Source organism: Bacillus sp. RIT 809 (assembly GCF_016892495.1).
Classification (GTDB): domain Bacteria; phylum Bacillota; class Bacilli; order Bacillales; family Bacillaceae_G; genus Bacillus_A; species Bacillus_A cereus_U.
On the sequence record NZ_JAFEMR010000030.1, the window covers coordinates 19,581 to 44,023 of the forward strand.

The window sequence follows — 24,443 nt, forward strand, 5'->3', positions numbered from 1 at the left end:
TATGAGTAATACCTTTAAAGTAGGAGAGATGCTGAACAAGCGCTCTCCCTTTTCTAAAACATTTATGAATTTTGATGGCTCATATACAACAGAGGTAAGAAGTACACTTGTCCATTATACGGATACAGAAGGTAACCTGCATAACGTTAATACAGCTCTTTTTGACGAAGCGACAATGTTTAAATATCAAGATGCAGTTGAGGTAACAGGTGCAGATATGTTAGCTGAAGCAAAAGACCGCTCTCAGGACGACAAGGACAAAGGAACTTTGAATCATGATGAGTACGACTATCAAGGAGCGAAAGTACCTTTTAGTGTACGCATACCGCGTATATTTAGCAGAGGATATACAGTAGGCGACGGAGAAGAATCAATAACGTTCACCCCGGTTGGTGCTTCACCTTCTAAAGGATACATCACAGCAAATAAGCCAAGTGAGATTGCCTATCAAGATGCATGGAATGACGCTGATGTTAAACTCGAATTAAAAGAGGACGGCGTAAAAGAAACGATTATCATGAAGACTGATAAAGCACCGAGTAAGTACCGTTTTGAGGTCACAGGAGGACTATCTGAAGACCTTTCTATAGGTAATATACATTTAGCTCCTGCATGGTTGACAGATGCTAACGGGACGTACAGAGACGTTAATCAGGTACTAGTTGTGAACGAAGAAAGTTTGGTTACTTATGTAGAGTTAACAGTTGATACTACTGATCTAGTTTATCCTATTACGGTTGATCCTACTGTCATCATTAACAGTGATGCTTCTAACAACAGAGTTGATAACAGTATCAGTTCCGCAACTCCTACGACTGTAGATTTAAATCCTTATGGGGGAAGCATAAACAAAACTGACACACTTAGATTTATGTGTAAGTACCCTAATCTGATGAGTACTATCCCTAAGGGATCGCTTATTGGAGAGGCAACTCTTCAACTAGACCAATACTTTTCGGATGGTAATGGGACAAAAGGTATTGTCGCTACTGCTATTACTAATGATTACAATACCTCAACGGTAACATGGAATAACCAACCTGTTTACTCATCATCCTTGATATCGCCAATAGTGACTTTCCCTGATAATAACCTAGCTTTTAAGATTGATGTTAAAAACATTATTCAAGGTATGACAAACGGGTCAAGCGTATATGGTTTCATGCTTAAAGCTGCTGCGCCTCTTAACGGGACTGCTAGCTTTGCTTTGATGGGACCTTCTAATATAGAGGAAAGACCTATCCTGTCTGTTACGTTTAACACGCCTCCCTCTAAACCAGTAGTAACTGTCCCAAACGGAGGGGAAACGTGGAACAGTTTAGAAACAATAAGATGGACACAATCGACAGATAGTAACAATCTAAACTACACACCGGTTGATCCTGCTACTGGATTAAGCCTGTTCACAGAAACAATGTATGGTGAATCCTTTATCGTGCTAGATGATAGATGGGTAGTATCAAACGTTGGACTGTATATGAAGTTGTACGACAGCGCAGCCGTTACTACAGTTGCGGGTAAGCTACGTTTAGTCAATGTCCTAGCTAATAACACGATAGGAACGACAATACAAGAGACCGCCGTAACAATAGCTAAAGGAGCAGTTGTTAAGCATTCAATGGCTATGAATAGGTCATTTAATAAAGGTGTTAAACTAGGGATTGTGTTTGTACCTGATAACGGGGTAGCGTATCAGTATCAAGCGCCAATCGCTCAAAAGTCGGTAATTGAAAAAATACCGAGTTGTGGAGTTATAAAGAATGGTAGTGTCGATTTAACAAGGGAAGGCGCTATAAGCGTAGATTACTCGGATGGCACACCGCAAAACGAATTAAAGTATCAGATTCAGCTCTCATCTAATAATGGTAGCACGTGGAAAGATATCGTACCCTTAACTGATTCAGGTATTAGTTCACTCGCATATGACTTTATTAACGAGCCTGAGAGTTCTACATCTAAAGTACGTATACGTGCATACGATGGATTTATTTATGGAGACTGGGATGAATCTGACGGGGTATTCACAATTCTGCATAACCAGGCTCCAGTAATGCCTACTAACCTTGCACCAAACGGAACAATACTAGATAGAGCCGTGGCTAACCGTTTATCTTGGAATCATAACGATCCGAATAGTAATGATCCACAATCAAAGTTTGATATACAATGGAGAGTACAAGGTAATGCAAACTGGACAACAATAACTCAGGCGACTACTAACCAGTATTATGATACACCTGTTAACCTGTTCCCAGCGGGTAAAATTGAATGGCAAGTAAGAACGTACGACCAAGCAGGGGTGAGCGGTCCCTATTCAAACGTTATCGTATTCACAGCAGCAGTAAGATCAGCGCCTCCACAGGTAACTTACCCAACAAACGGGGCGATAGTACCTATCTCTAGCCCTGTTATATCGTGGTCTCATCCTTCTCAAGTAAGGTATTGGGTTAAAGTAAAATCGAATACTGGTACTGTGGTATTTGAGGATCAGAAAACAAGTGTCAACAAAGCGGTAACTGTATCAACATCTTTAGTTAATAATAGTAGCTATTCAGTAGAAATAGCCGTGATGGATAACAACGGTCTATGGAGTACATTTGTTGTTGTACCATTTAGTGTTTCTTATACGCCACCTAACAAACCTGTCATCTCGCCTGTATATGACCATATTAGAGGATATATTAGATTGGAAATAACTAATCCAACACCAACAGGTACAGTACCAAAAGTTAGTTATATGGAAGTATTCAGAAAGGGAGATAATAACGATTGGATCAAATTAGCTAGTGGCGTGCAAGAAATAGCAGGTGGGACACCTTGGACAGACTATACCCCTACTCCTGAGAAAGATGAGATGTATATGGTTCGCGCATATGGGGTTAACGGGACTTTCGTTGACAGCGCACCTATTATATCCTGTGTAAGTCTCAAAGACGTACAAATTGTGCTTGCTTCTGATCCGTCTAAATATGTTGCACTGAGAAAGAGAGAAGCAGGTAAAGAAGTAACAGGTAGACAAGCTGTCACATCTGAATTTGCTGGTAGACCTTATCCCCTTACCGAGTTTGGAAGCAACCACAGTAGAACCTTTGATTACAGGTACAAGATCGAGTCATGGAACGATGTACTTCTGATTAGACAATTTGCTCAAGCAGGGGAAGCGTTTGTATTACGTGATAACTGGGGAAAGAAAGATTTCGTAACATTCAACTCAGTGGATATTGAAGAGAGTAGATACTTTTGGTACGCATCTCTCCAGCCTACTAAAGTATATTATGCGGAGGGGATAGAATGATCGATTTAGCGAGAAACGGATATACAAGCGCTGAAATTAAATCAGCTTTACACGGAGCGAAAGGTACTCGTTCCGTGTCTTTCCGTTATGAATTATTAGATAAGAATAACAATTTTAAAATGGAACTATTCAATGTGAAAGACGCATCTATTGATTACGGTGTGTTCAACGATATTAGAAGGACAGCTAAATTCGATATACAAGATCTATCCGCTGTACCAATTAATTATTATAGCGATAGAATCCGCCCTATTATGGTGCTTGATATGCCGGCGATGAATGGCAAGTCAAAAGGTAAGGTGGAGTTCCCACTGGGTATTTTCATCCTAGCTAGTCCTGAGAGAGCTGATACAGATGAGGGGATTGTAAGAAGCATAGATGCCTATGATCTTAGTTTGATATTGAAAGAAGATAGAGTCGAGGATATGTACACGATAACAGCAGGTACGAATTATAAGACTGCTATGATTGCCGTGTTAACAAGTGCAGGGATTACAAATTATTCTATTGAAGATACAGATAAAACAGTATCGAGGGATATACAATTTGAAGCAGGGACGCCAAAGTATGACATACTGAACCAATTGACAACAAACATAAATTTTATACCTGTAATCGTTGACGTCAACGGAACGTTCACAAGCAGACCTTACCTGTTGCCTCAAGTACGACCTGTTGACTACTTGTATGATGACAGTGAACTATCTATCATCATGAAGGGCGTATCTGAGGAGCTTGACACCTTCGGTATTCCTAACCGATGGATCGTAGTCCGAACAAACTCTGAGGAAGAACCATTGCGTTCTGTGTATACAAATACAAATCCATTATCACCTACCAGTACAGTGAACCGAGGCAGGATAATAGTTGATTACCGAGAATTAGAAGACATAGCTGATCAAGCTGCACTAGATGCGCATGCGAAACGAGTAGCAGAGAACGCTTCACAAGTATTCGGTAAATCTAGATTCGTTACGGCTCTAATGCCTATGCACGACTACAATGATATCATTCATCTGAAATACAGTAGGTTAGGAATTAATGATAAGTTCACAGAAACAGCATGGACAATGCAACTTGAAGCAGGAGGTACGATGTCCCATGAAATTAGAAAGGTTGTGAATGTATGATAACGGTTGATGATTTCTTGGAACTTACCGAGGATAAGAAACCTACTATCTCTATTAAGTTCGGAAAGATACCTTCCAATTATACGAGTGGTCGTCCTACTGTTATACTAGATGGTATGGCTTCCCCTACTATAAAACAGTACCCTTATATAGGAACATACTCACCTAAAGCAAACGCTCGTGTCATGATTGCGCAAGGTGTGATAATTGGTGACATAAAATAAGTTACCAATAATAATTAAAATTAGGTAAGAGGTGAGGGGAATAATCGCGCTAGAAGCATTAGAAGAATTAATTAGTTAAAACAGATGGAGCAGCAAACGCTGGTCTTTTTTATTTTGCATAAAGGAGTGATTTTATGACATTCAAAACACGTGAACTCACTGTGGATCTAGTGAATGAGATATCTACAAATGAAATCCGCTTTTCACAAGGCGATGAAAATTCTGCCAAGCTTGTATTAAATATAACAAATCAAGGGCAGGAGTTAGATTTAAGTAAAGCTACAGCAGTACGTATTACATTTGAAAAATCCGATAGGAAAACAGTATTTCAGCAAGATTGCCAAGTAATTAATGCAATGAAAGGTAAATATCAAATTGTATTAAAGACTCAAACACTTGCAGCTATAGGTAATGTATATGGACAGGTGCAGATTATTGAAGGTGACCAAAAGATAGATTCCCAGTTGTTCGTATTTACTGTTAAACGCTCATTATCAAGTAATGAAGCAGTCGAATCTAAAAATGAATTTTCAATTATCCAACGGGCGCTTGAAGTAGGAGAGCAGTTTAAAGGTGTAGATTTTGCTCCAATTATTGCAGCCGGAGCATTAGCACAGGGAGCACTCCCTAAAGCAGGCGGAAAGATGACAGGGAACATTGAATTCGATGCATCCACTACAGAAAAAAGAATATTCCACAAAGGCGCAGTTGAACATTTCGGATATCTATTTAATTCGAAAACTACGGGTATTTACAATTGGCGTGTGGATAAATTCGGTATTAGTTACAATGCTGAAACAGATACATTTACAGTCGGGGCTAATAATACAAACCTCATGAAGAAAACAGGGGACACGATAACAGGAACAACTACTATAACTTATCCGTTTCGCGTAGCATCAACAGACGGAACGAAATCAATCAACATGGAAATGGATTCAAACGGTAAGTTTTGGTTGGGTCAACTGTTACCTACCGCTAGGAATGTAGTTGCCATTGACCCGGACGGAACTTTCAATGTATTAGGAAATACAAACCTATTAAAGAAAACAGGCGACAAGATGTCAGGTGATTTAAATCTTGACAGAACAGGGACAGCGTCTAGAGATATAGGATGGACGAAAGACGGCGTTACTCAAACTAATTTAGGGATGAATAGCAGTAACAAACTTAGACTATATGACAACGTAAATGCCATTACTGCTTTGGATTACGATACAGCTACAAAAACATTTAATGTTTATTCGCCAAACACAAACCTAGTAACGAAAACAAAAGACGGCCCAGCAACTTTAACGTTGACGGCTGATGCAACTATTTCAGATGCAAGTTACCCTCCAATAGCACATAGAAGAGGTAATGCTGTTACTGTCAGAATTGCGGTTTCTAGAAATAACGGTTCAACTAGTTCGATTGTAACAACTCTACCTACCGATATGCGTCCGACACTTGATATATCACAAACGTGCATCGCTACAGATGGAACGGCAGTACAAACGACAATAACGGCGGCAACGGGAGAGATTAAGTTCTTCACAACAGGAAAAAACGTATTTTCAACTTATACTTTTGTAACTAACTAAGGAGGTAAACACATGGCTAAATATTACGGCTATTGTTATGATGCAAATGGGAAGTTCACGGAAATGATTCCTTTACAGGAGAAACCAGTTTATGAAAAGCAAACATTCCACCGAGAAGAACAGAAAGAAGTTATCACAGAAGAGAAGTTATGTGAGTTACATCAATCCATTGAAGATGGTACGTATAAGCCAGAAGTACCGTTACCTGATACTGGTGAAGAAGCAGAGATGTTTATTCCAGAAGAGCCAATCAGCAAATATGATTGTCCAGATTGCATTATGCGTGATGTAAAGTATGAAAAGATTCAAGTACCCTATGAAGAAGATGTCATTGTAGGGTATGAACCTGACATCCCTGAAAATTGTACTTTAGAGGTTTGCCCATGGTTAGGCTACGAACCAATATTCAAAGATGGTAAGTGGGTTAAAACTGTTGAGCCAGAACCTGTTGAACCACAACCAGAAGAACCATCAGAACTAGAAAAAATTAAAAAACAACAGGAATTAATGCAGCAAGCTCTAGATGAAATGATTATAAATAATCCAGGTAAAGAAGAGTTTAAGGCGCTAAACGAGCAACAATCGTTGATTCAAAAGGCTTTAGATGAGTTAATTATCACTAGTATTTAATAAAAAGGAGTAGATGTAGAATGGCGGAATACATGGCACAACGAGTAATTGATGAAATTTTCACGTATGCATTTATCATTGTAAAGATGAAGGCGTACAAAGAAAGAATCGATAAATACTTAACTGACAATGGAAGAGCAGATTTAATTACGGATAGCGCACAATAGTGGGCTTTTTATTTTTAACAAAATACGGATTTTACAGATTAAGAGGGGCACATAATGTGCTTCTCTTTTTATTTTGAAAGGAGTTGAACAAATGACGATTGAAATCGGTGTACTTATCGCAATCGTATCAGCAGTAATTGGATACTTTTCTTACGCTTTAAATCGCTCAAAAGAAATTAAGGCAGATGGTCAACAAGGGGCAGAAATGAAGGCGAAGTTAGAATACATCAGCAAAGGTGTCGATGATATTCGTATCGATCAGAAAGCAAGTGAAAGGCAGATGGTTTCATTCGGTGAACGGATTACAAGGGTAGAAGAAAGTTCCAAACAAGCACATCATAGAATTAATATATTAGAACGCGAACGAAATGAAAACTAATTAAAAAGCAAAGGAACTCTTAAAGAGCTCCACGTTTTTTTAATAAATCTTCAATTGCCTCATCAAGTAATTTACTAATCGGAACTTTAGTTTGGTCAGACAATTCTTTTAATGCTTCATAAAGTTCTGTTTTGACAGCGTTAGATAATGGTTTTCTATTTTTGAGACCGCGTTTTCCGGACATTTATATCACCTCAAATTAATTATATAATAGCTATTAATTACTAGCAACTACATGTAGTTAATGGTATTATATTAATAAGGAGATGATATATTTGGACAGTGAAATTTGGAAACCGATTAAAAATTTCGAAGAAAAATATGAAGTATCTAATTTGGGGAATGTAAGAACTATCGCAGGTTTTTTTGATAGAAAACGAGATGGGAAAATAATCAAAGTTAGAAAAAGAAGTAAGGTTTTAAAATTAATTGACCATATTAATGGGTATAAATATGTAAATTGAGTGATGCAAAACATCATTATGTCCACCGTTTAGTGGCAGAAGTATTTATTCAAAAAGAAGAAGGTAAGGAGCTTGTTAATCACATTGATGGTAACAAGTCCAATAATTGCATTGATAACTTGGAATGGTGTACGCATAAAGAAAATATGGAACACGCTAGAGACAAACAATTATTAAAAGTTAATGGTGAAAATAACCCAATGTCAAAATTAACAAAAGAAGATGTCGAATACATTAGAAACCACTTTATTCCAAGGGACAAAGAATTCGGGTGTAAACCATTGGCCAAAAAATTTGGTGTATCGTATCAACTTATTAGTTTAATAAACTTAAGAAAAGTTTGGAACGATTAGATTAAGAAGCTATTCCTTTTGGATAGCTCTTTTTTGTTTTAAAAGACTTGACACTTTAGAAAAGGAGGCTAATTAAATATGAATAAAGATAATATCAAAAAACGACTCCGCAATTGGAAAACATGGATCGCAGTTTTTTCTTTACTTGGATTTTTATTTACTAAATTCGGGGTGCCAGAAGCTAAGAGTTTCTTAGATGAACTGGCACCTTATTTATTATCCGTAGGTATCGCTTTAGGGATTTGGTCAGATCATGATGATAATCAAAAAGGAGATGTTGAATAATGAGAGTATCAAGCCACGGTGGGCACAATGCAATTATACAGGGCGCTAATTACGGGACTACTCGCAAAGAACACCTAATGGATCGTGAGTGTAATAAGGATTTCATTAACAAATTGCGTTCCTTAGGTCATTCTGTAGAGGACGACACTGACGATGTAGGACGTACAGCCGACACTATTGTGGGTAACCAAGTTAGGAATATTAACGATAGACCAAACGATGTAGGATTTGCTTGGCACCTCAATGCCTCTAACAGAGAAGGGCACGGAGTAGAAGTTCTCTGTTTTTCCGAAAAGGAAGCGCCTATGGCAGCTCGTATTTCAGCAGAGATCGCTAAGCGAACTGGATGGAAAGACCGTGGAGCTAAGATACGTCCAGATATCGGAGTTATCCGTTCAAGTAACTGTCCATTCTTTCTCGTAGAAGCTGGCTTCATAGACAACGATGGAGATATGGCTAAGTGGAATGTGGACGCAATCACCTCAGCGGTAATCTTTGCCTACTTTGGACAAGAATCCAGAGGCGGTAGCTCAAGTGTTGCACCTACTCCACCATCTAAACAAAACATCATCCAAACAGGCGCTTTTTCACCATATGAAGTTCCGGATGTAATGGGGGCGTTAACGTCAGTTAAAATGACCGCTACATTCATTTTGAAATCGGATGGCTTAACATATTTTGTTACTGATCCAACTAGTGATACGCAATTAAAAGGTATGACAGACTGGCTTGATCGTAAAAAATGGTGGTATGAAGTTAAATAACAAATAAGAGCCGTCCTGTTGGGCGGCTTTTTTGTTTTTTTATATTCTGCCACGTATTTTACAAGCCTGCATAAAAACGTTGAACAGTTCTTCGTTGTATAAAACAAGATCAGATAAATCTACTTTATAGCCGTTAAATAACGATTGTCCTGCTTCCACAAGTGGGAATGTAGCGCCAGTCAACGGAGCAGTACTTACTCCTTGTTTTCGCTCTTTAGTCAATAATGCTCCTAATGGAGAATACTCAGTTTCGAATTCATTCCAGTCAAAACATTTGTGAATTTCAGGATAAGCAGTTATATAGAACGCCGCTTCATATTCAGGATCTTTACCGTGTTTAATTCCTTTTTCGGTTAATAATCGTACATAGTTACGTTTATGGTCCTCGTTTGCATAATACATATCCATATCCCCTTTTATTTAAAGTTATGACGCCTTTTTGTTTATTTTTCTTGATGAAGTTCTCTATCTTGCATAATCATCTGTACAATCTTTTCATTTGCTTCAATCTCCCATGGATCAGACGCTCCATCGAAAACATAGCCGCAATTTGTACACTCTTCTCTTCGAAGACCTTCAATGTCATCTATTGTAGTTGCAACAGATTCACGCGCCTTACAAATATCACAATCGTACGGTTCTAAATCAAACATGTATATTCCTCCTTTTCATTTCCACCATATCAGACAATGTGGCGGTATTATCGGCAATTAAAAATTAAATTTCAATTATTTTTGCGTTTGGTTTTTGCATCGGAAATTGTATAAGTTCTAAAGCGTGTTCTGCTTCCCCATACGTTTCAAATTCTAATTCTTTTTCTTCTTTTCCTGGTTCGCAATCAGTTAATATAAAACCTTCACCACGTATTACGAATGTCATATAAATTTCTCCTTTTTGTTTAATTTTTCAATAATCATTATATAATCAGGTAATATTCGCGACATAATGTCGTTTATGCTAAAGGTATTTTTAATCTTGGTCGGTTGTTTTGGAATTCTATTTCATCAGTCCATTGTACATTGGAAACGTTGCGGAAATATTTCATTTCGTCATCCTTCAAAAATGAAAGTAAAAAGCATAGCTCATCCTCAATTAAAAATAAACCTTCTTGCATAGCTGCCACGTTCGCCACGTTCTTTTTAGAAGTAGCTTCTTTCGTGTTCTTCAAATAACGTTCATGTCGATTTACTAACTTTCTAATACGATCATTAATTTTATTTTTATATACCTCGTTTGCAAATGTCATACTAGCACCCCTTTATATTTTTTAATAATAAAATTGAAGATTCATGTATCTTTTCAACTTCTGCTATTTAGATATCCGAAAAATCATTTTCTATCCCCTTTTGTGGAAACCAAATGGCCATTGCATCCACAGAAATAATCCACTCTTTACGTTTCCCGTCTTCTTTAAGGTAATATTTAACCAATCCCTCTTCAATCATTTGTTCCAGTTGCAGGTTAAAGCTTTTTATTGAGGGCTTTAAACGATTCTTTATAGTTTCTACAGGAATGTTGAATCTTTCCGCTGCTTCATTTATAGTCATGTATTTATCAATTTCTTTCATGAAATCACCCTTCGATTATTCGTGAGCTTTTAACCTCGCTTCATTAGCGTGTATAGAAGCTCTTAACATACGAATCCTTTTGTTTAAAACATCTAAAACAATTTTTGGGATGTTTTCTTGTTGTTCTAAAATGAAATTTTGAATAGTCTCTTTTTCTTCTTCATATTGCCCTATCTCACCCTTTAGTTCAGCGACTCTATGTACTGATATTAAATCCATAAGACACCTCCTTTTCTACAAAATCCAAACCTTATAACCCTACTTTAACCTTACAAGGTTAAAAATACAACTGGATTCGTTCGACAATCTTTGGAGAAACAAAAAAGCTGACTATATTTAGTCAGCTAGCTTCTTCTGATTCGTTATTTTCTTTCAATTTCTTGCTAAAATAATCTATTTGATTTTGAAGAAAGTCAAGTTCATCTTGACGAACCATTTGGAATCCTTTATATAAACCTTTTCCATATCCTTCATTCTCTTTTATCTCCTTTTCGTAATCACTAACCAAATTCGTTAAAAATTTAACGCGTTCATTCATAATGTAGAGTAAACTTTCAATATGCTCATGTTCCTTCTTCATATTAGTAACTCCTTTTCTGATTAATAAAAAGATGTATTTCGAATTACTATTTTTGTACGTGCAATATTTTCATGTTCTCGGCATATAGCTAATAGCGTATAGCGCGCTTATAGCTAACCAACAAGTCCACTGCAAAAGTAGGGCTGTTTTTTATGCCTATTTGGTAATAGCGGTACTATCGTTTTACATAGTCCAGAAGTCATCATAGTCGATATTTCTACCTGTTAATTTCCGTAACGCTTTTATAATTTTGCTTCCATTTTTCATAGAAGGCTGGAAAGCATCTCCCTGACATATCCTACTGACAGTTCCTCTGTTTACACCGCTTTCTCTCACTACATCCTGTTGTGAAATTCCATTTTTATCTAAAAATTTCCCGAATTTCGATCTAGGTTTACCGATACCAAACATTACCTTTGCTCCTTTATGGTTTAAGTGGTAATCAGTCTGTACCATAATCAAACTTTTTAAACTTCACGAAAGTGTGAATATGAAATAAGCAGTACTGAATACCTTTTAACAAAGCGATATTACCGCTACTACCAAAAGGGAGTGTTGCAAGTGGCTAAATTCAGCAAGCCAGTAGCTTTTAATGAGAAGAACGAGAAAGACAGATTAATGTTACAACACGTTAAACGTCGTAACTTTAGCGGATACGTGAAGAAACTAATTTGGGAAGCTATGAATCTAGAAAGAGAAGAAAAACCGCATACAAAGCAATCTGAACAGCCGAAAGCAGAAGAAGTGGAAATTAAAGCAGAAAAACCATCAATTCCTGTTTCGTCTCCACAACCAACTGCATCTGAGCGTATTAAACAATTAAAAACGCAAACAAAGAAGCAGCAGACCTCAACGAGTCCACTGCCATTTATTCCATCTAGCCCACAAAGATATTAACAAGTGTTCCGATAATTGCTCCTATTACTACACCGATAGCTACATGCATAAGAAGTACCTCCATTTTTAAGGATTTACAGTTAGTATGTCCGATTCGAAAAATAACATGTGAGGAGAGGTGTACATCATGGCGAAAACACAAGTAATTCCGTTTCGTGATTTTATGGATGGTAGCTACAAGAACAAGAAGAAAAGTGATATTACCGCTTTAAAAAAGGTTATTACCGCTACTACCGGTTCACTCATCATGATCCTACCTAAATCAGCACTTGCGGCTGGTGTTAACAGCACTTTTGGAAATGTTCACGGAGCAATTATGAATGCCTTTGATGCAGGAGTAGTGCTTGTCATTATCTTCAGTGGCGCTAGTTGGGCTTTAGGACATCGCACAAAGGCGTTAGAAATCCTTATAGGTGTTTCATGTGGATATATCTTGTCGAGACATGCGATAGATATCCGCGACTTCTTAAAAGGAATATAAGGGGGAATAACCATGAAATTCATCTTAGAAGGCGGTCAAATGATTTTAGCTAATGCGGGTGGTTATATCGGAGAAAAGGCAAAAGAAGGTTCGTTCATGGATATTATTAATAATTTTAGCGATAGCATAGTTCATACTGAAGTCGAGTTTATTTTAAAGCCAATCGGTTACTTCTTTAAAGAATGTGGTTCATTGTTATGGGATTGGTTTATTGTGAACCTTCCTGATCTGATGGGTTATACCACGATAGCAGCAGGAGCATTTATCATCATCTCATCCATGTTAGGTAAAGGGAGCATGATGAAAACGATAAGTTGGTATACAGCACTTTTAATCCTTGCTCTTACAATCCTTGGAGGTGTGTGAAGTGATTCAAGGTGATAACTTTGTAATTCTTGATAAAGAAAATCCGAATTTGCCCGTTGTGAGAGAACTTTTACCGGATCAGGAGCAGAAGTTTTACTACCCGGCTCTTTATCTTGGTGGTGTGCCAGCAGTAATACCTAAGAAGAAAAAGAAATGGTGGAAACGTACTGAAACAATATCATGGTCGGATTTCTTTCGAACAGAACAAAACAAAATGGTCGTATACCGCATTATCCCTCACAGCAACGTCTCTAATAACACCCGTCGCCTATGGAAAGCAATTTATAAGATGTACGAAATGTATGAGTCACCAGGTACACGTTTAGAACGAAATGGATTACGCTTTATGTATCGTGAAAAGGATTTGTTTTGGTTCGATGTAATTTTTAAACAGGAGAATGGCCAGAAGAAAATCGAATTTTATGTTTCTACTTCTGAGTACCAGGCAACCAAATTGAAACGAAAGTTAGAAAATAAGATGAGTGTCACAATTAAAGAAGCATCCCTTGGACAAATACAAGTCCCGGAAGAAAACACGATTATCCAGGAGTTAAAATATCTTAAACACGATATATTTAGCTTGAACACAAATGCAAACGAGCAGAAGACCCCTATTGCAGCAGTCATGAACACAATAGATGAATTGCAATTTGATGGTGATTTTGCGAGGTTGAGTATATGCAATGAAGCAGAGAACCGTCAGAAGTGGATAAAGAACGCATCATGGGCTTACGAAAAGCTTTCTAAGGGGAAAATACCTCAAAGAGCTGTACTGAACTCTAGAATCGTATTAGGTGCTTCTAAAAAAGCGCTCGGCGGATTCGTGAATGAAGTGAATTTCCTTATAACTGATTTATTCAATGCTCTTTCCAGTACATTCTTTAAAAGCGATAAGTCATATAACAAAGGGAAAGTGATTGATAAACCGTTTAGTTTGGAAGACGAAATAAACTCACGTCATGTTAGTACTGCTAGTCGTGAAAAGTTAAATAACCCTGTCTTCAAAAGTCATATACGTATCGCAGCGCACTCACAAGACCGTCTAATAAGAGAAACGATAAGCGAAACCTTATCCCTTTCATTCAGTGAAATAGCCGATAATAACGAATTACATGGCGTTAAAATTAACATTAAGAGCAGGAAGAAAGAAGTTATCCAGGAGTTAAATACATTACACCTCTCTAAACGTACAAAAATGAATGGTAACGTGAATTTAATCTCAACTGATGAAACGGCTAAGTTAGCAATGCAAATGCCTACAGCGGAACTGCAAAGGCGATATGAGGAAGTGTTAAACGTAAAAAAGAGAACGGAAACGGATATCCCTAGTGTGCTATGTGATCCGAATGGAATTCATTTTGGAGAGAGTGAATTAAAAGATAAGAAAATACCAATTTACTTCCCTATTAAAAATCCTGACGAATTGTATAGAGGGTATACCTTTATTGGCGGGCAAGGAAATGGGAAGGACACCGCCATTAAAAATTGGGTAGTAGACGGATGTTTAAATCATGGTATTAGCGCTATTATCCCTGAAGTGATATGCGAAGCTGGAGAACGTGGTATGGCAGACGGTATACGAGATGCTCTGCCTCCTGACAAAATAATAGATATTGATTTGAGCGATGAAAATTACATTGTTCCTATGGATTTGACTGAAGTTATTACAAAATTGGGTAGGAAAGGTGCGAGTAGGTTTGCAGATGAGGTCATAGATTTCTTTGGAGACATGGAGAAAATGGCCCGTTCTAAACGTTATTTAAAAGCAGCAGCAAAGGCATCAGGTGGTTCTTTATTCAATATTAAAAGAATCTTAGAGGATGAAGAGTTTCGTGTGAGTGTAGTTGAACAGCTGCTCCAAGAAGGGAATAAAAGATTAGCGGAAGAGTTATTATCCTGGGGAGATAATGAAGAGTTAGGAAACAAAACAGATGCAGTATTAAATAGATTAGATGATTTCTTTGGTAACGACACTTTGTACGATATCTTCTCACAGGAACCAAAGAAAGAGGTGGATTTCGCTAAGTGGATGCAGGAAGGAAAAGTTGTTATTATCCGCATACCAAACCGAAAGTTAGGTGAGTTAGCATCTAAAACACTTGTCCACTGGATTACACTTAAAACATTTATGACACGGATGCTTATGAACAAGAAAGAGCAATCTAATGGATGTTTCGTCGTATTTAATGAGCCTGAACAATACACTACAGAGGGGCTAAATAAATTAATGGGGCGTATTGGTACAGAAGGGCGTAAGGAGAGACTTGGAGCGTTATATGCATTCCATCATTGGAATAAGTTGCCGCATTCTTTACAAGAGAATTTGCAGGGTGGCGGAGTGCAACAAATCCTTTTCTCAAATGACCACATCAAAACATTTGAGTTGTCCCAACATCGACTAGAACCAACAATCTCAATCGATGATGCAGCACGATTACCACGATTCCATGCAATCATTTCTGTAAGAGCTGGTGGTGATCTGCAACATGCGTTTATCTGTAAAATGAAACCACCAGTTGAACAAAAATATAGTAACTCTTCCTTAACTAAACAGCACACCCAATTGTACGGTCGAAGCTGGGAAGAGTTACAAGGGTAACAGGAGTAAATATAATATGAACAATAATTGAAATATAGAACCAGAAGCTCCAAATAGGGGCTTTTTTCTTTGCAGGAATTTCTTAACCATCATGGAATACTGTCACTAGGAGGTGTCGTGACGTTATGACGGACGAAATTGTTTATTCTGCTAGTGAAGTATACAAACGACTAGGAATAAGTGATAGCACCCTTAGAAAGTACATGGAAGTATTGCAACGAGATGGATTCGTTGTAAAGAAAGATAATCGAGGAAGACGCCAATACACAGACAATGACATTATGGTGATTGAGAAATTGATTGAGATCAGTAAGCATGACGGTATGACGTTAGAGAAGGCTGCGAAGATGATTGCACAGCGGTTAGAAATAGCCAATCCAAATGCGGAGACAGAGGAATCCCAAGAAGCGGATCTAATACCATTCCACATTCAACAGCAACTCCAACAACAATACAGCGTTATGGCGCAAGAAATGAATGAGGGTATGTTAATGATGGAGAAGCGATTGAGTGAGCAGGCAAAGCAAAGCAATGAGGAAATCAAAGTGAGTATAGAACAGCACAACGAACGAGTGGAAAAGCGATTAGAAGCACGAGACGAGACTCTTATGAAGACACTACGTGAGATGCAGGAGACGAAGAGAATGATGCAGGAATTTCGTGATGAGGTTGCAGCTGCAAAAGAGAAGAAAAAGCCGTGGTGGAGGTTCTGGTAAAGGTTTTCGAACAAACTACGTAAAAGTAGAAAAGTATACATCTCTACTTTTCTACTTTGGCGAAAGATGCATTTGCCCTTAGGTTTACAACATAAAAAGAAGTACCCCTAATTAAAACCAGGAATACTTCTTTTTTATTTCTTTTCCAACATTTCATAAAGGTGTTTGTACATCCCTTTATAACCTTCAGATTGTCGCGTTGTTAGTTTAGTATTTACATAGCTTTCAATAAGCATATCAATAATATTATTATTCGATACTTTATCCATGCTTTCTGCTTCTTTTATGAATGGCTTAAGTGTACTTAATTTTAGTAAAACAGCAGGCGAAAGTTTTGCTGTTTTAGATGGAACTAAACGATGATCTGCCTTCTCAGGAGCTGGCACTTTAGCTTTATTAATAATAGGAGTCATAACTTTTTTTTTAACAGGTTCACTGTTACGGCCAAAGTCGTTTGTCCCCTTTATATCCACACCCTTGTCGTTCAATGTGTTCCCAGGTTTTGTAGGTATAGGTTGAAATGGTGCTTTAGACATTATGAGCCTCCTCTTTAAGCATTAATGGTAGCGAAATAGTTCTCATGTTCATTAAGTTCACTAAGAACATCTATGAATAACTGATGGGCTTTTTCATCCCACATATCCACGTTTCCGCTTACGTTAATTGTTTTGTGAATACCTTCAACATCGTATACTTTTAAACGTTCTTGATATCTAACAATTGTATCCAGAACATTTCCGCCGTACATTTCTTGTGCTTGTTTCAGAACTTTGTTATCTACTCGTTTCCCTTGATGAAGCATCATTGGAATGATACCAAGAACTTGTAAGTCCGCATCATATGTTTCTGCTAAGAACTGCATATAAGCGATATATGTTTGAGCACCTTCTAAAGAGAGCTCTTGTGTTTGTAGAACGATGATACAATAATCAGCTGCTATCATGGCGTTATCTGAGTAGTCACTGATTGTTGGTGGTACATCAATGTAAATACGATCATATTTATCTTTTAATGGTTCAAGTAGTTTCTTTAAATAAGTAATTTGTGCAAGTTCATCCTCTGGGAACATATCAAAGAGGATTTTTGAAAGTTTTCTAAATGAAGTATTAGATGGAACGATATCCAAATTCTCGATAACTGGAATAATCTCATTCTCTAAATTTTGATTTAGAAATGCATCTGTAATAGACTTGTCTATTTGTTCAACATCACCTGTTTTCGCGAGTACTCTTGTTGCGTTCCCCTGTGGGTCCATATCCACTAAAAGACACTTCTCATTAAATACAGTTGCAGCTTCATAAGCTAACATTGTTGCTGTTTTTGTTTTTCCAACTCCACCTTTAAAGTTACCGATAACATATGTAGTTGCTTGTTTTTTCATTTTCGACATTCCTCCATAAAAAAACTCCGAATAAGTATACCTTTGAGTAAAATGTAACATCTATATACAATATTCGCAACAGTATACCGTAGAAAAGTTTAGGTTTTTTAAACGGATTTCTCGAAAGAGTAGAAATGTATACTTAAGCGTAAATATTTTTGGTATACTTTTCTACTTTTCTACTTTTGCGTAAGTTATGGAATATGAAATTTTTTAGGTAGAAAAGTATACATTTCTACTTTTGCGTAGTTTTTGTTATGGTTATGTAAATGCTTTTAAATAGGGGTATGTTTGGGTTTTTCCGATGTAGATAATTCAATGTGCAAGTCTATAAGTATACATTTCTACTTTTGCGTAAGTGTGAAAGAGTATACTTATTTTAAAAGTTAGGTAGAAAAGTATACATTTCTACTTTTGCGTAAGTATACATTTCTACTTTTGCGTAGTTTAAAGTTGTCATTTCTGTATTTACAAAGAAAAAAGCTTGTTGTAACGTAGTACACAACAAGCAACATTCTACAAAACAAAACATATTTTGATAAATCAAATCTACATAAATAGATCGAGCAAAACAATTGAATATGAACACAAAACAAAAAGCCACCCCCATTTGCTATTGGCGCCAACCGATAGCGGGAATGACTTTTCTAGCTAGTGTACCATCACTTGGCTAGAACTAATCTGTACCCATACAGAAATTCGGTTTAAGTAGTGTACCACCACTATCTTAAACAATTATGCCTTTTCACGAGGCTTCTTTGATATACCTATTTTATCTATGATTTGGCTAAAATTCAACTAGTAAATGCTAGAATTGTATTTTTTATAGTCGAAAGATATATATATAGGGCATCTCTAAACCTAGAAGTCTTGTGAATGTACAGGCCATTTAGGAATTGGAGATGCCTTTTTGTTTTTTGTTCGCGTGGAATTGCCTGATACCACGTAAATAAAAACTGATAAGCCGTAATTCCGTGCTTCTATATTAGAGGGAACGTATTGCGGTGTGGCTAGCTGTTGGTCGTGCAGGGGGTACAAAGTATACGCCTACAAAAACAGCACCCCTCATTGGAATCCTGTTCTTCTGGTGAGGGTGGGCGAGAACTTGCCCAGGGACGATTCTCTAAAAGGTTCGGGTGGTTATCGTTAGCATTACGGTGCTAGGGAGTACATTCAGTTTGTCGTGTAGGGACGATATTGCAAGGACAAGCCATAGAAAAAGGATGTATGCGGTGAAGATCGCTGAGTGAACAGGGTCTATACATACGGATACCTTATAAGTGACCGCATGGTGAAAACAAAGACGCTTATCCATCTATTTTGAACGATTGCTTTTTTTGTAGTCTTTCAAAGTAGGGGATAAATCTGCCTTCCAGCCGTGTTCCATAATCGTTCCCACATGATAAAAACCCTCAAAACCTTCAGTCAAGCTTAATTACGAAGAAAAGATGAAAAATATGAGATTGTTTAAGACCTGGGGAAATTACTCACTAAGATAGAGGATTAAATAAAGGAATTATAACTTACTTGGTTAGAGGAATAGGGGACGGATGGTTAGGATATGCCCTATTGTAGAATTTGGTTTTATCAATCAGATATAGTACGTGAAATTTTTGATGGGGATATAAAGAAAAGACACCCTAAGGTGCCCTCCGACTTGAACCACTTTAATTTTAATAATATGCATTGGACTCTCATCCGAATAATATTTTACCATGTTAAGTTATATTGTTCATTGAGAAAAAATAAAAGCACTCTTTCGAGTGTCTTTTACTTATCACAAGCGATACCATCACCGTCTTTATCTAATTTAGAACTGTATCCAGGTTCACCTTGTTTTATTGGTGCTTTACCAGCTTTTCTTACTTCTGTGCAATTGGCATATGAGACGGTTGTGTCTACACTTTGGTTAGTGCCTTCATTTTATTGATTGTTTTTTGGCATTCTTAACGGTTCTTTGGAAACCCCGATATTTTCTATAATAACTTCACCGTTTGAGGAATCGACGATTTTCACTGCAATATCAGTTTCGTTCGCTATGTTCGCATCTTTTCCGTATGCTCTAAAAGCTTCTCCTTTATACCGTTCGTATGGGCCGACAGCAGCCTGGAAAGTTGAAATGGATAGAGATTTATCCACTTTATCGTATTTCGCATACGCATCAAGATCAAAAGCTAGAGTGATTAACTTCCCATCCTCACTGATATCGATTTTAGGATTAACACCATCAATTTTCTTATAGGTTTCCGTTAATCTCTTTTGTGTATCATCTTTAAATTTATTAATTTTCTCTTGTTTCTTATCAACTGGTTGTTCTACTAGCTTCGGTTCAACTTTCTTTTCTTCCTTTGCAGGAGCCGTATTTGTAGTAACAGCTGGCTTTACTTCTTGCTTATTTTCTTCTTTCTTACCTGTAACCGTATTAAATATAGAAACAACGATTACTAGATAAATTAAAGAAGCGATAACCATTTTTACCTTATTACCAGAGCGGAATCCAAGTATCTTTTGATACCATTTACGTTCAGTCTTATGTATCTCAATATCTGTATAGCTTTTAATCAAACTTTCTATTTCTTTGCCAGATCCATTCGGGGTAAAGGTGAAAGCATCTTTCATACCTTTGAACTCAAAGTTAGATTTAATAGCATAATGATCAATAAATACGTCTGTATAGTCGCTGAAATGATGTGTAGAGATACTTACTACATCCTTGGCATCTCTATCGTAAGTGAATGTTTGAATGTGTTCCTTTGAAACCGCAGCGTATCCCGTTTTAATTCCTCCAAGGGCAACAGTTACGATAATAGGAGTGATTCCATATTCTTTTTGATATTTAACTGCTATCGCTTGCTTGGCAAGTTCCAATTCACTTGGCTGTTTCTCTTTTTTCTTTTTCCCCATGACTTTACTCCCTTTCAAAATGTAAGATTTCTCAAGCAAGCATAACAAATCCAAACACACACGTTATGTCATATTTTGTCGAATGAAAATAAAAAAAGAGAGCAATTTGCTCCCTTACCACAAATGGTCAAATTATGTCAAATTTTACCTCTAGATATTGGAAATGTTTTCTTTTATGATGAAACCAATAGAAGTACAACATTTAAAATATAAGGCGCTGCAACGCTTTATATTCCGCTTCCAAATCTTCTCGATAGTATTAGGGTTAACACAATGATTAAAACTGATTACACACGAAAATGAGAGGTGTGATACCTACATGAAATACTTTTTTATCAAGTAAGTGTATTCAACTAACAGATTTAAAGCCTTCTTTTGTGGTTCCGTGTCTAAAACGGATATCTGATCTAAAATCACTTCAAATTGTGGCGGCATACGATATGTCCTACCGACTAGATTATCGATTGATATATTGTACAGATCGCTAATTTTAATTAACGTAGAGATATCTGGTTCAGAACGTCCAGCTTCCCAATTTGTATATGTAGAACGAACCACATTCAAATGGTAAGCGACATCATTTTGAGTCAATTTATTTTTCTTACGAAAATATACTAATCGTTCCCCAAGCAATGATTATTCACCGCCTTTTTTAATCTTCGACAATTATAAATGAATAAGGGAAAGAAATGGTATATATTCGGATGAAACGATTAATTACGTAACATTATTTATTCCGTATGATTTATTTTGAATCACTCGAAAAATAATAAGAACAAAAGTTCGATTGTATGGTAATATATGTACATGAGCTTTTAATACGTCATTGCATATTTTATTCCGTAAAACATGAGAAACGTTGATATATAGCGTTTCTCAAACTTTCTCAATATTTATCTGATAACTCTATGACTGAATTTTGGGAAATATGTGGTATTATGATAGTAACTAAAAAAACGGACGTAAAAAAGACCTACAACTGTGTAAGTAGTGCTGGTAACACTCTTACACCGTCCTCCCTAAAGCGCTAGGGAAAACACTTGTCATAAGTCTTCATACATAATTATAACATACAACCTAGATATATTGACACGTTTTCCTGTAAATGTAAAAACCTAGGGGTAACGTGTCTTTTTTGTCCAACAAGGGGGCAAATTTTGTGCATGATATTTCCGTTAATGAATCTAAACAAGAATTCATGAGTGATTTATTAAGAAAATTAAAAGATGATTTATTCGTGTCTAAAATCACGAGAGAAGAGCTAGCGAAGTATGTTGGAGTAGCGAAAAGCACACTGTCGGATATTTTGAATGAAAAAACGGAAATTAGTTTTAATTATTTAGTAAAAATAATTATGAAACTTTATGATTCACCTGCACCAACATTAAGAAATGATATGATCTCTGAATATCTTGCTTATGCTAAACCAGAAAATCAAAGGGAAGCTATGGAATATGCGGCATTCCGAAGAGAATTCGGTTCTTTGAAAGGAATTATTGATAAAGAACTTAATTCTACAACTGAAATGAACAGAGAGTGGGCAAGAGTATATAACGTTATTTATGAACACTGCAGAGAAAAGAATGAAAATGAGCCTAAATATGATCCTTATAATTTTTATGATGATTTAGATGATTTAAAGAGCGTAATCGCCAGTAAGGAAATGAAAACTTTAATAGAAATTTTGAAATGTCAAACCCTTTACCAAATGAAAGAATATAAGGTTTTATTCAAACGGATCGCAAAAGTGGAAAAGAAAATAAACAAAACGGCCAATAAATTTATTCGTAACAGTCAATTAGTACGAATGAAAGAAGGCATGATCGTTACCTACCTGATGCAAAATGAAATAGTACCAGCAAGGGAACATTGCAACGGTTTATTAGATATTTGTGATAAGAATCCGGATTTTCTAATTCAAAAAGCTAGCGCTTATTTCAGTCTTGGAGAATCTTACTTATTTGAAAGCTACGAAAAATCTAAGAAAATGTTAGAGAAGTCACTATTTATTTTAGAGAATGGTGCCTTCACAGTCGGAGAAGATGTTAAAAGAAAAAAACAAAGAGTGGAGAATACATTAATCTTTTTGAAGATTCACCATTACAGGGATATACATACATTACCGCAAGTCCTTGATAAAGTTGGTTATGCTTATTTAGAATTAAAAAAAGGAAACAAAATGAAGGCAGAATTGCTTTTGCTAGAGATAGAAAAAGCAAATGGTTCTTTAAACGAATTCGAAACTTGTTATATGGGGTTAGCGAAAGAAGACAAATATTTACTAGAAAAATCACACAAAATGTTTTTAGAAAAAAAGAGCCTTTTTTATGCGAAAATACCACAATTATACTTGGGCTATAATTGAAAAAATGGTATAATAATCTTATGAGAAGAGGTGAATTTATTGAAAAAGATTTTAATGCTTTTACCGATTTTAGCAATCGCTGGATTGTTTGCTTTCTCAGCTGATAAAAAAGTTGAAGAGCCAAAACAAGAAGCAACAGGCTATGAAAATGTAATTATGTATTCAAACGAACCAGGCGGTGGCGGCTGGTAAACGTTAATAATATAAATAGAAATGCGATCGTCCTGAAAAGGGTGGTCGCATTTCGTGGTTTTAGGGGTTGTTCGGTTTTTACCAAAAAAGACAAAAGCCGAAACTATGTGAAATATTCACAAACTACTAAGAAGAAAACAGGGGGTTTTTAGGATGGAGAAGTATACGGAGTTAGAATTGTTACTTGATAAAGCAAAGGGTGGGGACCAAGCGGCAATTCTAGCGTTAAATGAAGTAATGGAACAATTAAACCAATTCCAATCGTAAGTTTAAATAAAAAATAGACGATTGTTAGCTTAATATCGCCATCAATCGTCTAGACCGTTTACTGCACCTTTAATCATATTTAGTATCATTTTCTGTTGGTCTTCACTAAGTTTTTCAATTTTATTGATCATGTTGTTTAATTCTACTTTAACTTCTGAAGATTGGCTTTCATCTAAATTTCTGTGATCAGATAGTCCTAATAGATAATCTGTAGAAACGCTAAACACTTTAGCGATCTTAGTTACTGACTCTCTTGATGGAGTCTTCTTATTACCCTCGAATCGAGAAATTGTAGGTTTTGATAGTCCAGTTAAATCAGCTAATTCTTGCTGAGTGTAGTTGTTTTCAGTCCTTAATTGTTTCAATCTTTCATTAAACATTTGAATTTTCCCCCTTAAGAAAAGTTACCCCGCGGGTCACCTTCTTCTATATATTAATATGAAAGTTACCTCTAAGTAAACGTTAAAAAGGATATTTATATCAATCTTTTTATATTTTTCGGTGATTTTCTATTTATATATTCCCTCTAAAAATAAAGAATAAACTTTTTTGAAAATAAATGTTGCCTTGAAGGTAACATGCGTGTATAATCAAAATTGTAAACGAGGTGATGACAAATGAAATCAAATAAAGTCAACAACGAGTTACTACATAAACTTCGTATTCAACATAAATTGTCACAAAGCGAATTAGGAGAAAGGCTTGGTAGAGCCAAAGCTACTATCTCTAGGTATGAAACAGGAAAGAAGAATCCTAGCTTACCAACTTTGTGTGCTTATGCAGAATATTTCGGAGTAACAGTGGATCACTTGTTGAGTAAATAGAAATTTTTTTAACACTTAGTTACCCTGAG

General features: G+C 36.5%; 34 protein-coding genes and 1 pseudogene. 20 read left to right on the forward strand and 15 right to left on the reverse strand.

The window, feature by feature from the left end:
* Position 1: 1 nt before the first annotated feature.
* The 7 genes from JTF23_RS23885 (at position 2) to JTF23_RS23915 (ending at position 7,408) form a co-directional block, all read left to right on the forward strand.
* Entirely contained in the window at positions 2 to 3,295 is a 3,294-nt protein-coding gene (locus JTF23_RS23885; RefSeq protein ID WP_204209911.1) for a DNRLRE domain-containing protein, read from the forward strand.
* Positions 3,292 to 4,425 carry a hypothetical protein gene (locus tag JTF23_RS23890; RefSeq protein ID WP_204209912.1) on the forward strand — a complete coding sequence of 378 codons (1,134 nt, stop codon included), beginning with the start codon at positions 3,292 to 3,294 and terminating at the stop codon, positions 4,423 to 4,425. Before JTF23_RS23885 ends, JTF23_RS23890 begins: the two co-directional genes overlap by 4 nt.
* Complete coding sequence (locus JTF23_RS23895; protein WP_204209913.1) at positions 4,422 to 4,649, forward strand: hypothetical protein; 228 nt, start codon at positions 4,422 to 4,424, stop codon at positions 4,647 to 4,649. Before JTF23_RS23890 ends, JTF23_RS23895 begins: the two co-directional genes overlap by 4 nt.
* Before the next feature lie 134 nt (positions 4,650 to 4,783).
* Positions 4,784 to 6,232 (forward strand): BppU family phage baseplate upper protein, encoded by a 1,449-nt coding sequence (locus JTF23_RS23900; RefSeq protein ID WP_204209914.1) that lies wholly within the window; start codon positions 4,784 to 4,786, stop codon positions 6,230 to 6,232.
* Positions 6,233 to 6,244: 12 nt separating this feature from the next.
* On the forward strand, positions 6,245 to 6,862 hold the full coding sequence (locus tag JTF23_RS23905) for a hypothetical protein (protein ID WP_204209915.1): 618 nt from the start codon (positions 6,245 to 6,247) through the stop codon (positions 6,860 to 6,862).
* A gap of 20 nt (positions 6,863 to 6,882) precedes the next feature.
* On the forward strand, positions 6,883 to 7,029 hold the full coding sequence (locus JTF23_RS23910; RefSeq protein WP_204209916.1) for a hypothetical protein: 147 nt from the start codon (positions 6,883 to 6,885) through the stop codon (positions 7,027 to 7,029).
* A 91-nt stretch (positions 7,030 to 7,120) separates the two neighbouring features.
* Positions 7,121 to 7,408, forward strand: a complete 288-nt coding sequence (locus tag JTF23_RS23915; protein WP_204209917.1) for a hypothetical protein — start codon at positions 7,121 to 7,123, stop codon at positions 7,406 to 7,408.
* A gap of 19 nt (positions 7,409 to 7,427) precedes the next feature.
* On the opposite strand, the gene JTF23_RS23920 is transcribed toward JTF23_RS23915, so the two are convergent.
* Entirely contained in the window at positions 7,428 to 7,592 is a 165-nt protein-coding gene (locus JTF23_RS23920; RefSeq protein WP_204209918.1) for a ribbon-helix-helix domain-containing protein, read from the reverse strand.
* A 91-nt stretch (positions 7,593 to 7,683) separates the two neighbouring features.
* Between JTF23_RS23920 and JTF23_RS23925 the strand changes: the two genes are divergently transcribed.
* From JTF23_RS23925 to JTF23_RS23940, 4 genes are all read left to right on the forward strand, one after another.
* Positions 7,684 to 7,872: an NUMOD4 domain-containing protein gene (locus tag JTF23_RS23925; RefSeq protein ID WP_204209919.1), complete on the forward strand. Its 189-nt coding sequence runs from the start codon at positions 7,684 to 7,686 to the stop codon at positions 7,870 to 7,872.
* On the forward strand, positions 7,869 to 8,225 hold the full coding sequence (locus JTF23_RS23930; protein ID WP_213020142.1) for an HNH endonuclease signature motif containing protein: 357 nt from the start codon (positions 7,869 to 7,871) through the stop codon (positions 8,223 to 8,225). Before JTF23_RS23925 ends, JTF23_RS23930 begins: the two co-directional genes overlap by 4 nt.
* Before the next feature lie 78 nt (positions 8,226 to 8,303).
* The gene (locus tag JTF23_RS23935) at positions 8,304 to 8,510 is read left to right on the forward strand and encodes a hypothetical protein (protein ID WP_204209920.1); all 207 of its coding nucleotides are present in this window, start codon (positions 8,304 to 8,306) and stop codon (positions 8,508 to 8,510) included.
* Positions 8,510 to 9,274 (forward strand): N-acetylmuramoyl-L-alanine amidase, encoded by a 765-nt coding sequence (locus tag JTF23_RS23940; protein ID WP_204209921.1) that lies wholly within the window; start codon positions 8,510 to 8,512, stop codon positions 9,272 to 9,274. The genes JTF23_RS23935 and JTF23_RS23940 overlap by 1 nt, the downstream gene beginning before the upstream one ends.
* Positions 9,275 to 9,313: 39 nt before the next feature.
* Here JTF23_RS23940 and JTF23_RS23945 read toward each other — a convergent pair whose 3' ends face one another.
* The 8 genes from JTF23_RS23945 to JTF23_RS23980 all read right to left on the reverse strand — a co-directional run bounded on the left by JTF23_RS23945 (position 9,314) and on the right by JTF23_RS23980 (position 11,833).
* Entirely contained in the window at positions 9,314 to 9,676 is a 363-nt protein-coding gene (locus JTF23_RS23945) for a hypothetical protein (RefSeq protein WP_204209922.1), read from the reverse strand.
* 41 nt (positions 9,677 to 9,717) lie between these two features.
* Positions 9,718 to 9,927 carry a hypothetical protein gene (locus JTF23_RS23950; protein WP_204209923.1) on the reverse strand — a complete coding sequence of 70 codons (210 nt, stop codon included), beginning with the start codon at positions 9,925 to 9,927 and terminating at the stop codon, positions 9,718 to 9,720.
* A gap of 64 nt (positions 9,928 to 9,991) precedes the next feature.
* Complete coding sequence (locus JTF23_RS23955; RefSeq protein ID WP_204209924.1) at positions 9,992 to 10,153, reverse strand: hypothetical protein; 162 nt, start codon at positions 10,151 to 10,153, stop codon at positions 9,992 to 9,994.
* 73 nt (positions 10,154 to 10,226) lie between these two features.
* Positions 10,227 to 10,520, reverse strand: a complete 294-nt coding sequence (locus JTF23_RS23960; RefSeq protein WP_204209925.1) for a hypothetical protein — start codon at positions 10,518 to 10,520, stop codon at positions 10,227 to 10,229.
* Between the two features lie 67 nt (positions 10,521 to 10,587).
* On the reverse strand, positions 10,588 to 10,842 hold the full coding sequence (locus JTF23_RS23965) for a helix-turn-helix domain-containing protein (RefSeq protein ID WP_204209926.1): 255 nt from the start codon (positions 10,840 to 10,842) through the stop codon (positions 10,588 to 10,590).
* Between the two features lie 15 nt (positions 10,843 to 10,857).
* Positions 10,858 to 11,061 (reverse strand): hypothetical protein, encoded by a 204-nt coding sequence (locus tag JTF23_RS23970; RefSeq protein WP_204209927.1) that lies wholly within the window; start codon positions 11,059 to 11,061, stop codon positions 10,858 to 10,860.
* Between the two features lie 121 nt (positions 11,062 to 11,182).
* A complete protein-coding gene (locus JTF23_RS23975) occupies positions 11,183 to 11,422 on the reverse strand; it encodes a hypothetical protein (protein ID WP_204209928.1) in 240 nt (79 codons plus the stop codon).
* A gap of 183 nt (positions 11,423 to 11,605) precedes the next feature.
* The gene (locus JTF23_RS23980) at positions 11,606 to 11,833 is read right to left on the reverse strand and encodes a helix-turn-helix transcriptional regulator (protein ID WP_204209929.1); all 228 of its coding nucleotides are present in this window, start codon (positions 11,831 to 11,833) and stop codon (positions 11,606 to 11,608) included.
* Between the two features lie 144 nt (positions 11,834 to 11,977).
* Here JTF23_RS23980 and JTF23_RS23985 point away from each other — a divergent pair, with 144 nt between their 5' ends.
* The 5 genes from JTF23_RS23985 to JTF23_RS24005 all read left to right on the forward strand — a co-directional run bounded on the left by JTF23_RS23985 (position 11,978) and on the right by JTF23_RS24005 (position 16,481).
* Positions 11,978 to 12,319, forward strand: coding sequence for a hypothetical protein (locus JTF23_RS23985; RefSeq protein ID WP_374100906.1), 342 nt, complete (start codon positions 11,978 to 11,980; stop codon positions 12,317 to 12,319).
* A 127-nt stretch (positions 12,320 to 12,446) separates the two neighbouring features.
* Positions 12,447 to 12,800, forward strand: a complete 354-nt coding sequence (locus tag JTF23_RS23990) for a glycosyltransferase (RefSeq protein WP_204209931.1) — start codon at positions 12,447 to 12,449, stop codon at positions 12,798 to 12,800.
* A gap of 12 nt (positions 12,801 to 12,812) precedes the next feature.
* The gene (locus JTF23_RS23995) at positions 12,813 to 13,166 is read left to right on the forward strand and encodes a hypothetical protein (protein ID WP_204209932.1); all 354 of its coding nucleotides are present in this window, start codon (positions 12,813 to 12,815) and stop codon (positions 13,164 to 13,166) included.
* A gap of 1 nt (position 13,167) precedes the next feature.
* Positions 13,168 to 15,765, forward strand: coding sequence for an ATP-binding protein (locus JTF23_RS24000; protein ID WP_204209933.1), 2,598 nt, complete (start codon positions 13,168 to 13,170; stop codon positions 15,763 to 15,765).
* Positions 15,766 to 15,890: 125 nt separating this feature from the next.
* A complete protein-coding gene (locus JTF23_RS24005) occupies positions 15,891 to 16,481 on the forward strand; it encodes a DUF3967 domain-containing protein (protein ID WP_204209934.1) in 591 nt (196 codons plus the stop codon).
* Positions 16,482 to 16,615: 134 nt separating this feature from the next.
* Here the strand turns inward: JTF23_RS24005 and JTF23_RS24010 are convergent, their stop codons facing one another.
* The 5 genes and pseudogenes from JTF23_RS24010 to JTF23_RS24025 all read right to left on the reverse strand — a co-directional run bounded on the left by JTF23_RS24010 (position 16,616) and on the right by JTF23_RS24025 (position 21,399).
* Positions 16,616 to 17,017, reverse strand: a complete 402-nt coding sequence (locus JTF23_RS24010) for a hypothetical protein (protein WP_204209935.1) — start codon at positions 17,015 to 17,017, stop codon at positions 16,616 to 16,618.
* Between the two features lie 14 nt (positions 17,018 to 17,031).
* Complete coding sequence (locus JTF23_RS24015; RefSeq protein WP_204209936.1) at positions 17,032 to 17,862, reverse strand: ParA family protein; 831 nt, start codon at positions 17,860 to 17,862, stop codon at positions 17,032 to 17,034.
* A gap of 1,770 nt (positions 17,863 to 19,632) precedes the next feature.
* Positions 19,633 to 19,752 (reverse strand): annotated as a pseudogene (locus JTF23_RS28000) (excalibur calcium-binding domain-containing protein); the annotation flags it as partial.
* Between the two features lie 33 nt (positions 19,753 to 19,785).
* Positions 19,786 to 20,766, reverse strand: a complete 981-nt coding sequence (locus tag JTF23_RS24020; RefSeq protein ID WP_252188042.1) for a hypothetical protein — start codon at positions 20,764 to 20,766, stop codon at positions 19,786 to 19,788.
* 315 nt (positions 20,767 to 21,081) lie between these two features.
* Positions 21,082 to 21,399 (reverse strand): helix-turn-helix domain-containing protein, encoded by a 318-nt coding sequence (locus JTF23_RS24025; protein WP_204209937.1) that lies wholly within the window; start codon positions 21,397 to 21,399, stop codon positions 21,082 to 21,084.
* A gap of 526 nt (positions 21,400 to 21,925) precedes the next feature.
* Here JTF23_RS24025 and JTF23_RS24030 point away from each other — a divergent pair.
* The 3 genes from JTF23_RS24030 (at position 21,926) to JTF23_RS24040 (ending at position 23,590) form a co-directional block, all read left to right on the forward strand.
* The gene (locus JTF23_RS24030) at positions 21,926 to 23,131 is read left to right on the forward strand and encodes an AimR family lysis-lysogeny pheromone receptor (RefSeq protein WP_307839255.1); all 1,206 of its coding nucleotides are present in this window, start codon (positions 21,926 to 21,928) and stop codon (positions 23,129 to 23,131) included.
* A gap of 39 nt (positions 23,132 to 23,170) precedes the next feature.
* On the forward strand, positions 23,171 to 23,323 hold the full coding sequence (locus JTF23_RS24035; RefSeq protein WP_204209938.1) for a hypothetical protein: 153 nt from the start codon (positions 23,171 to 23,173) through the stop codon (positions 23,321 to 23,323).
* A 153-nt stretch (positions 23,324 to 23,476) separates the two neighbouring features.
* On the forward strand, positions 23,477 to 23,590 hold the full coding sequence (locus JTF23_RS24040) for a DNA polymerase III subunit delta' (protein ID WP_204209939.1): 114 nt from the start codon (positions 23,477 to 23,479) through the stop codon (positions 23,588 to 23,590).
* Between the two features lie 41 nt (positions 23,591 to 23,631).
* Here JTF23_RS24040 and JTF23_RS24045 read toward each other — a convergent pair whose 3' ends face one another.
* Positions 23,632 to 23,970, reverse strand: coding sequence for a helix-turn-helix domain-containing protein (locus JTF23_RS24045; protein ID WP_204209940.1), 339 nt, complete (start codon positions 23,968 to 23,970; stop codon positions 23,632 to 23,634).
* A gap of 237 nt (positions 23,971 to 24,207) precedes the next feature.
* On the opposite strand from JTF23_RS24045, the gene JTF23_RS24050 reads away from it, so the two are divergent.
* Positions 24,208 to 24,414 carry a helix-turn-helix domain-containing protein gene (locus JTF23_RS24050; RefSeq protein WP_098830847.1) on the forward strand — a complete coding sequence of 69 codons (207 nt, stop codon included), beginning with the start codon at positions 24,208 to 24,210 and terminating at the stop codon, positions 24,412 to 24,414.
* Positions 24,415 to 24,443: the final 29 nt, after the last annotated feature.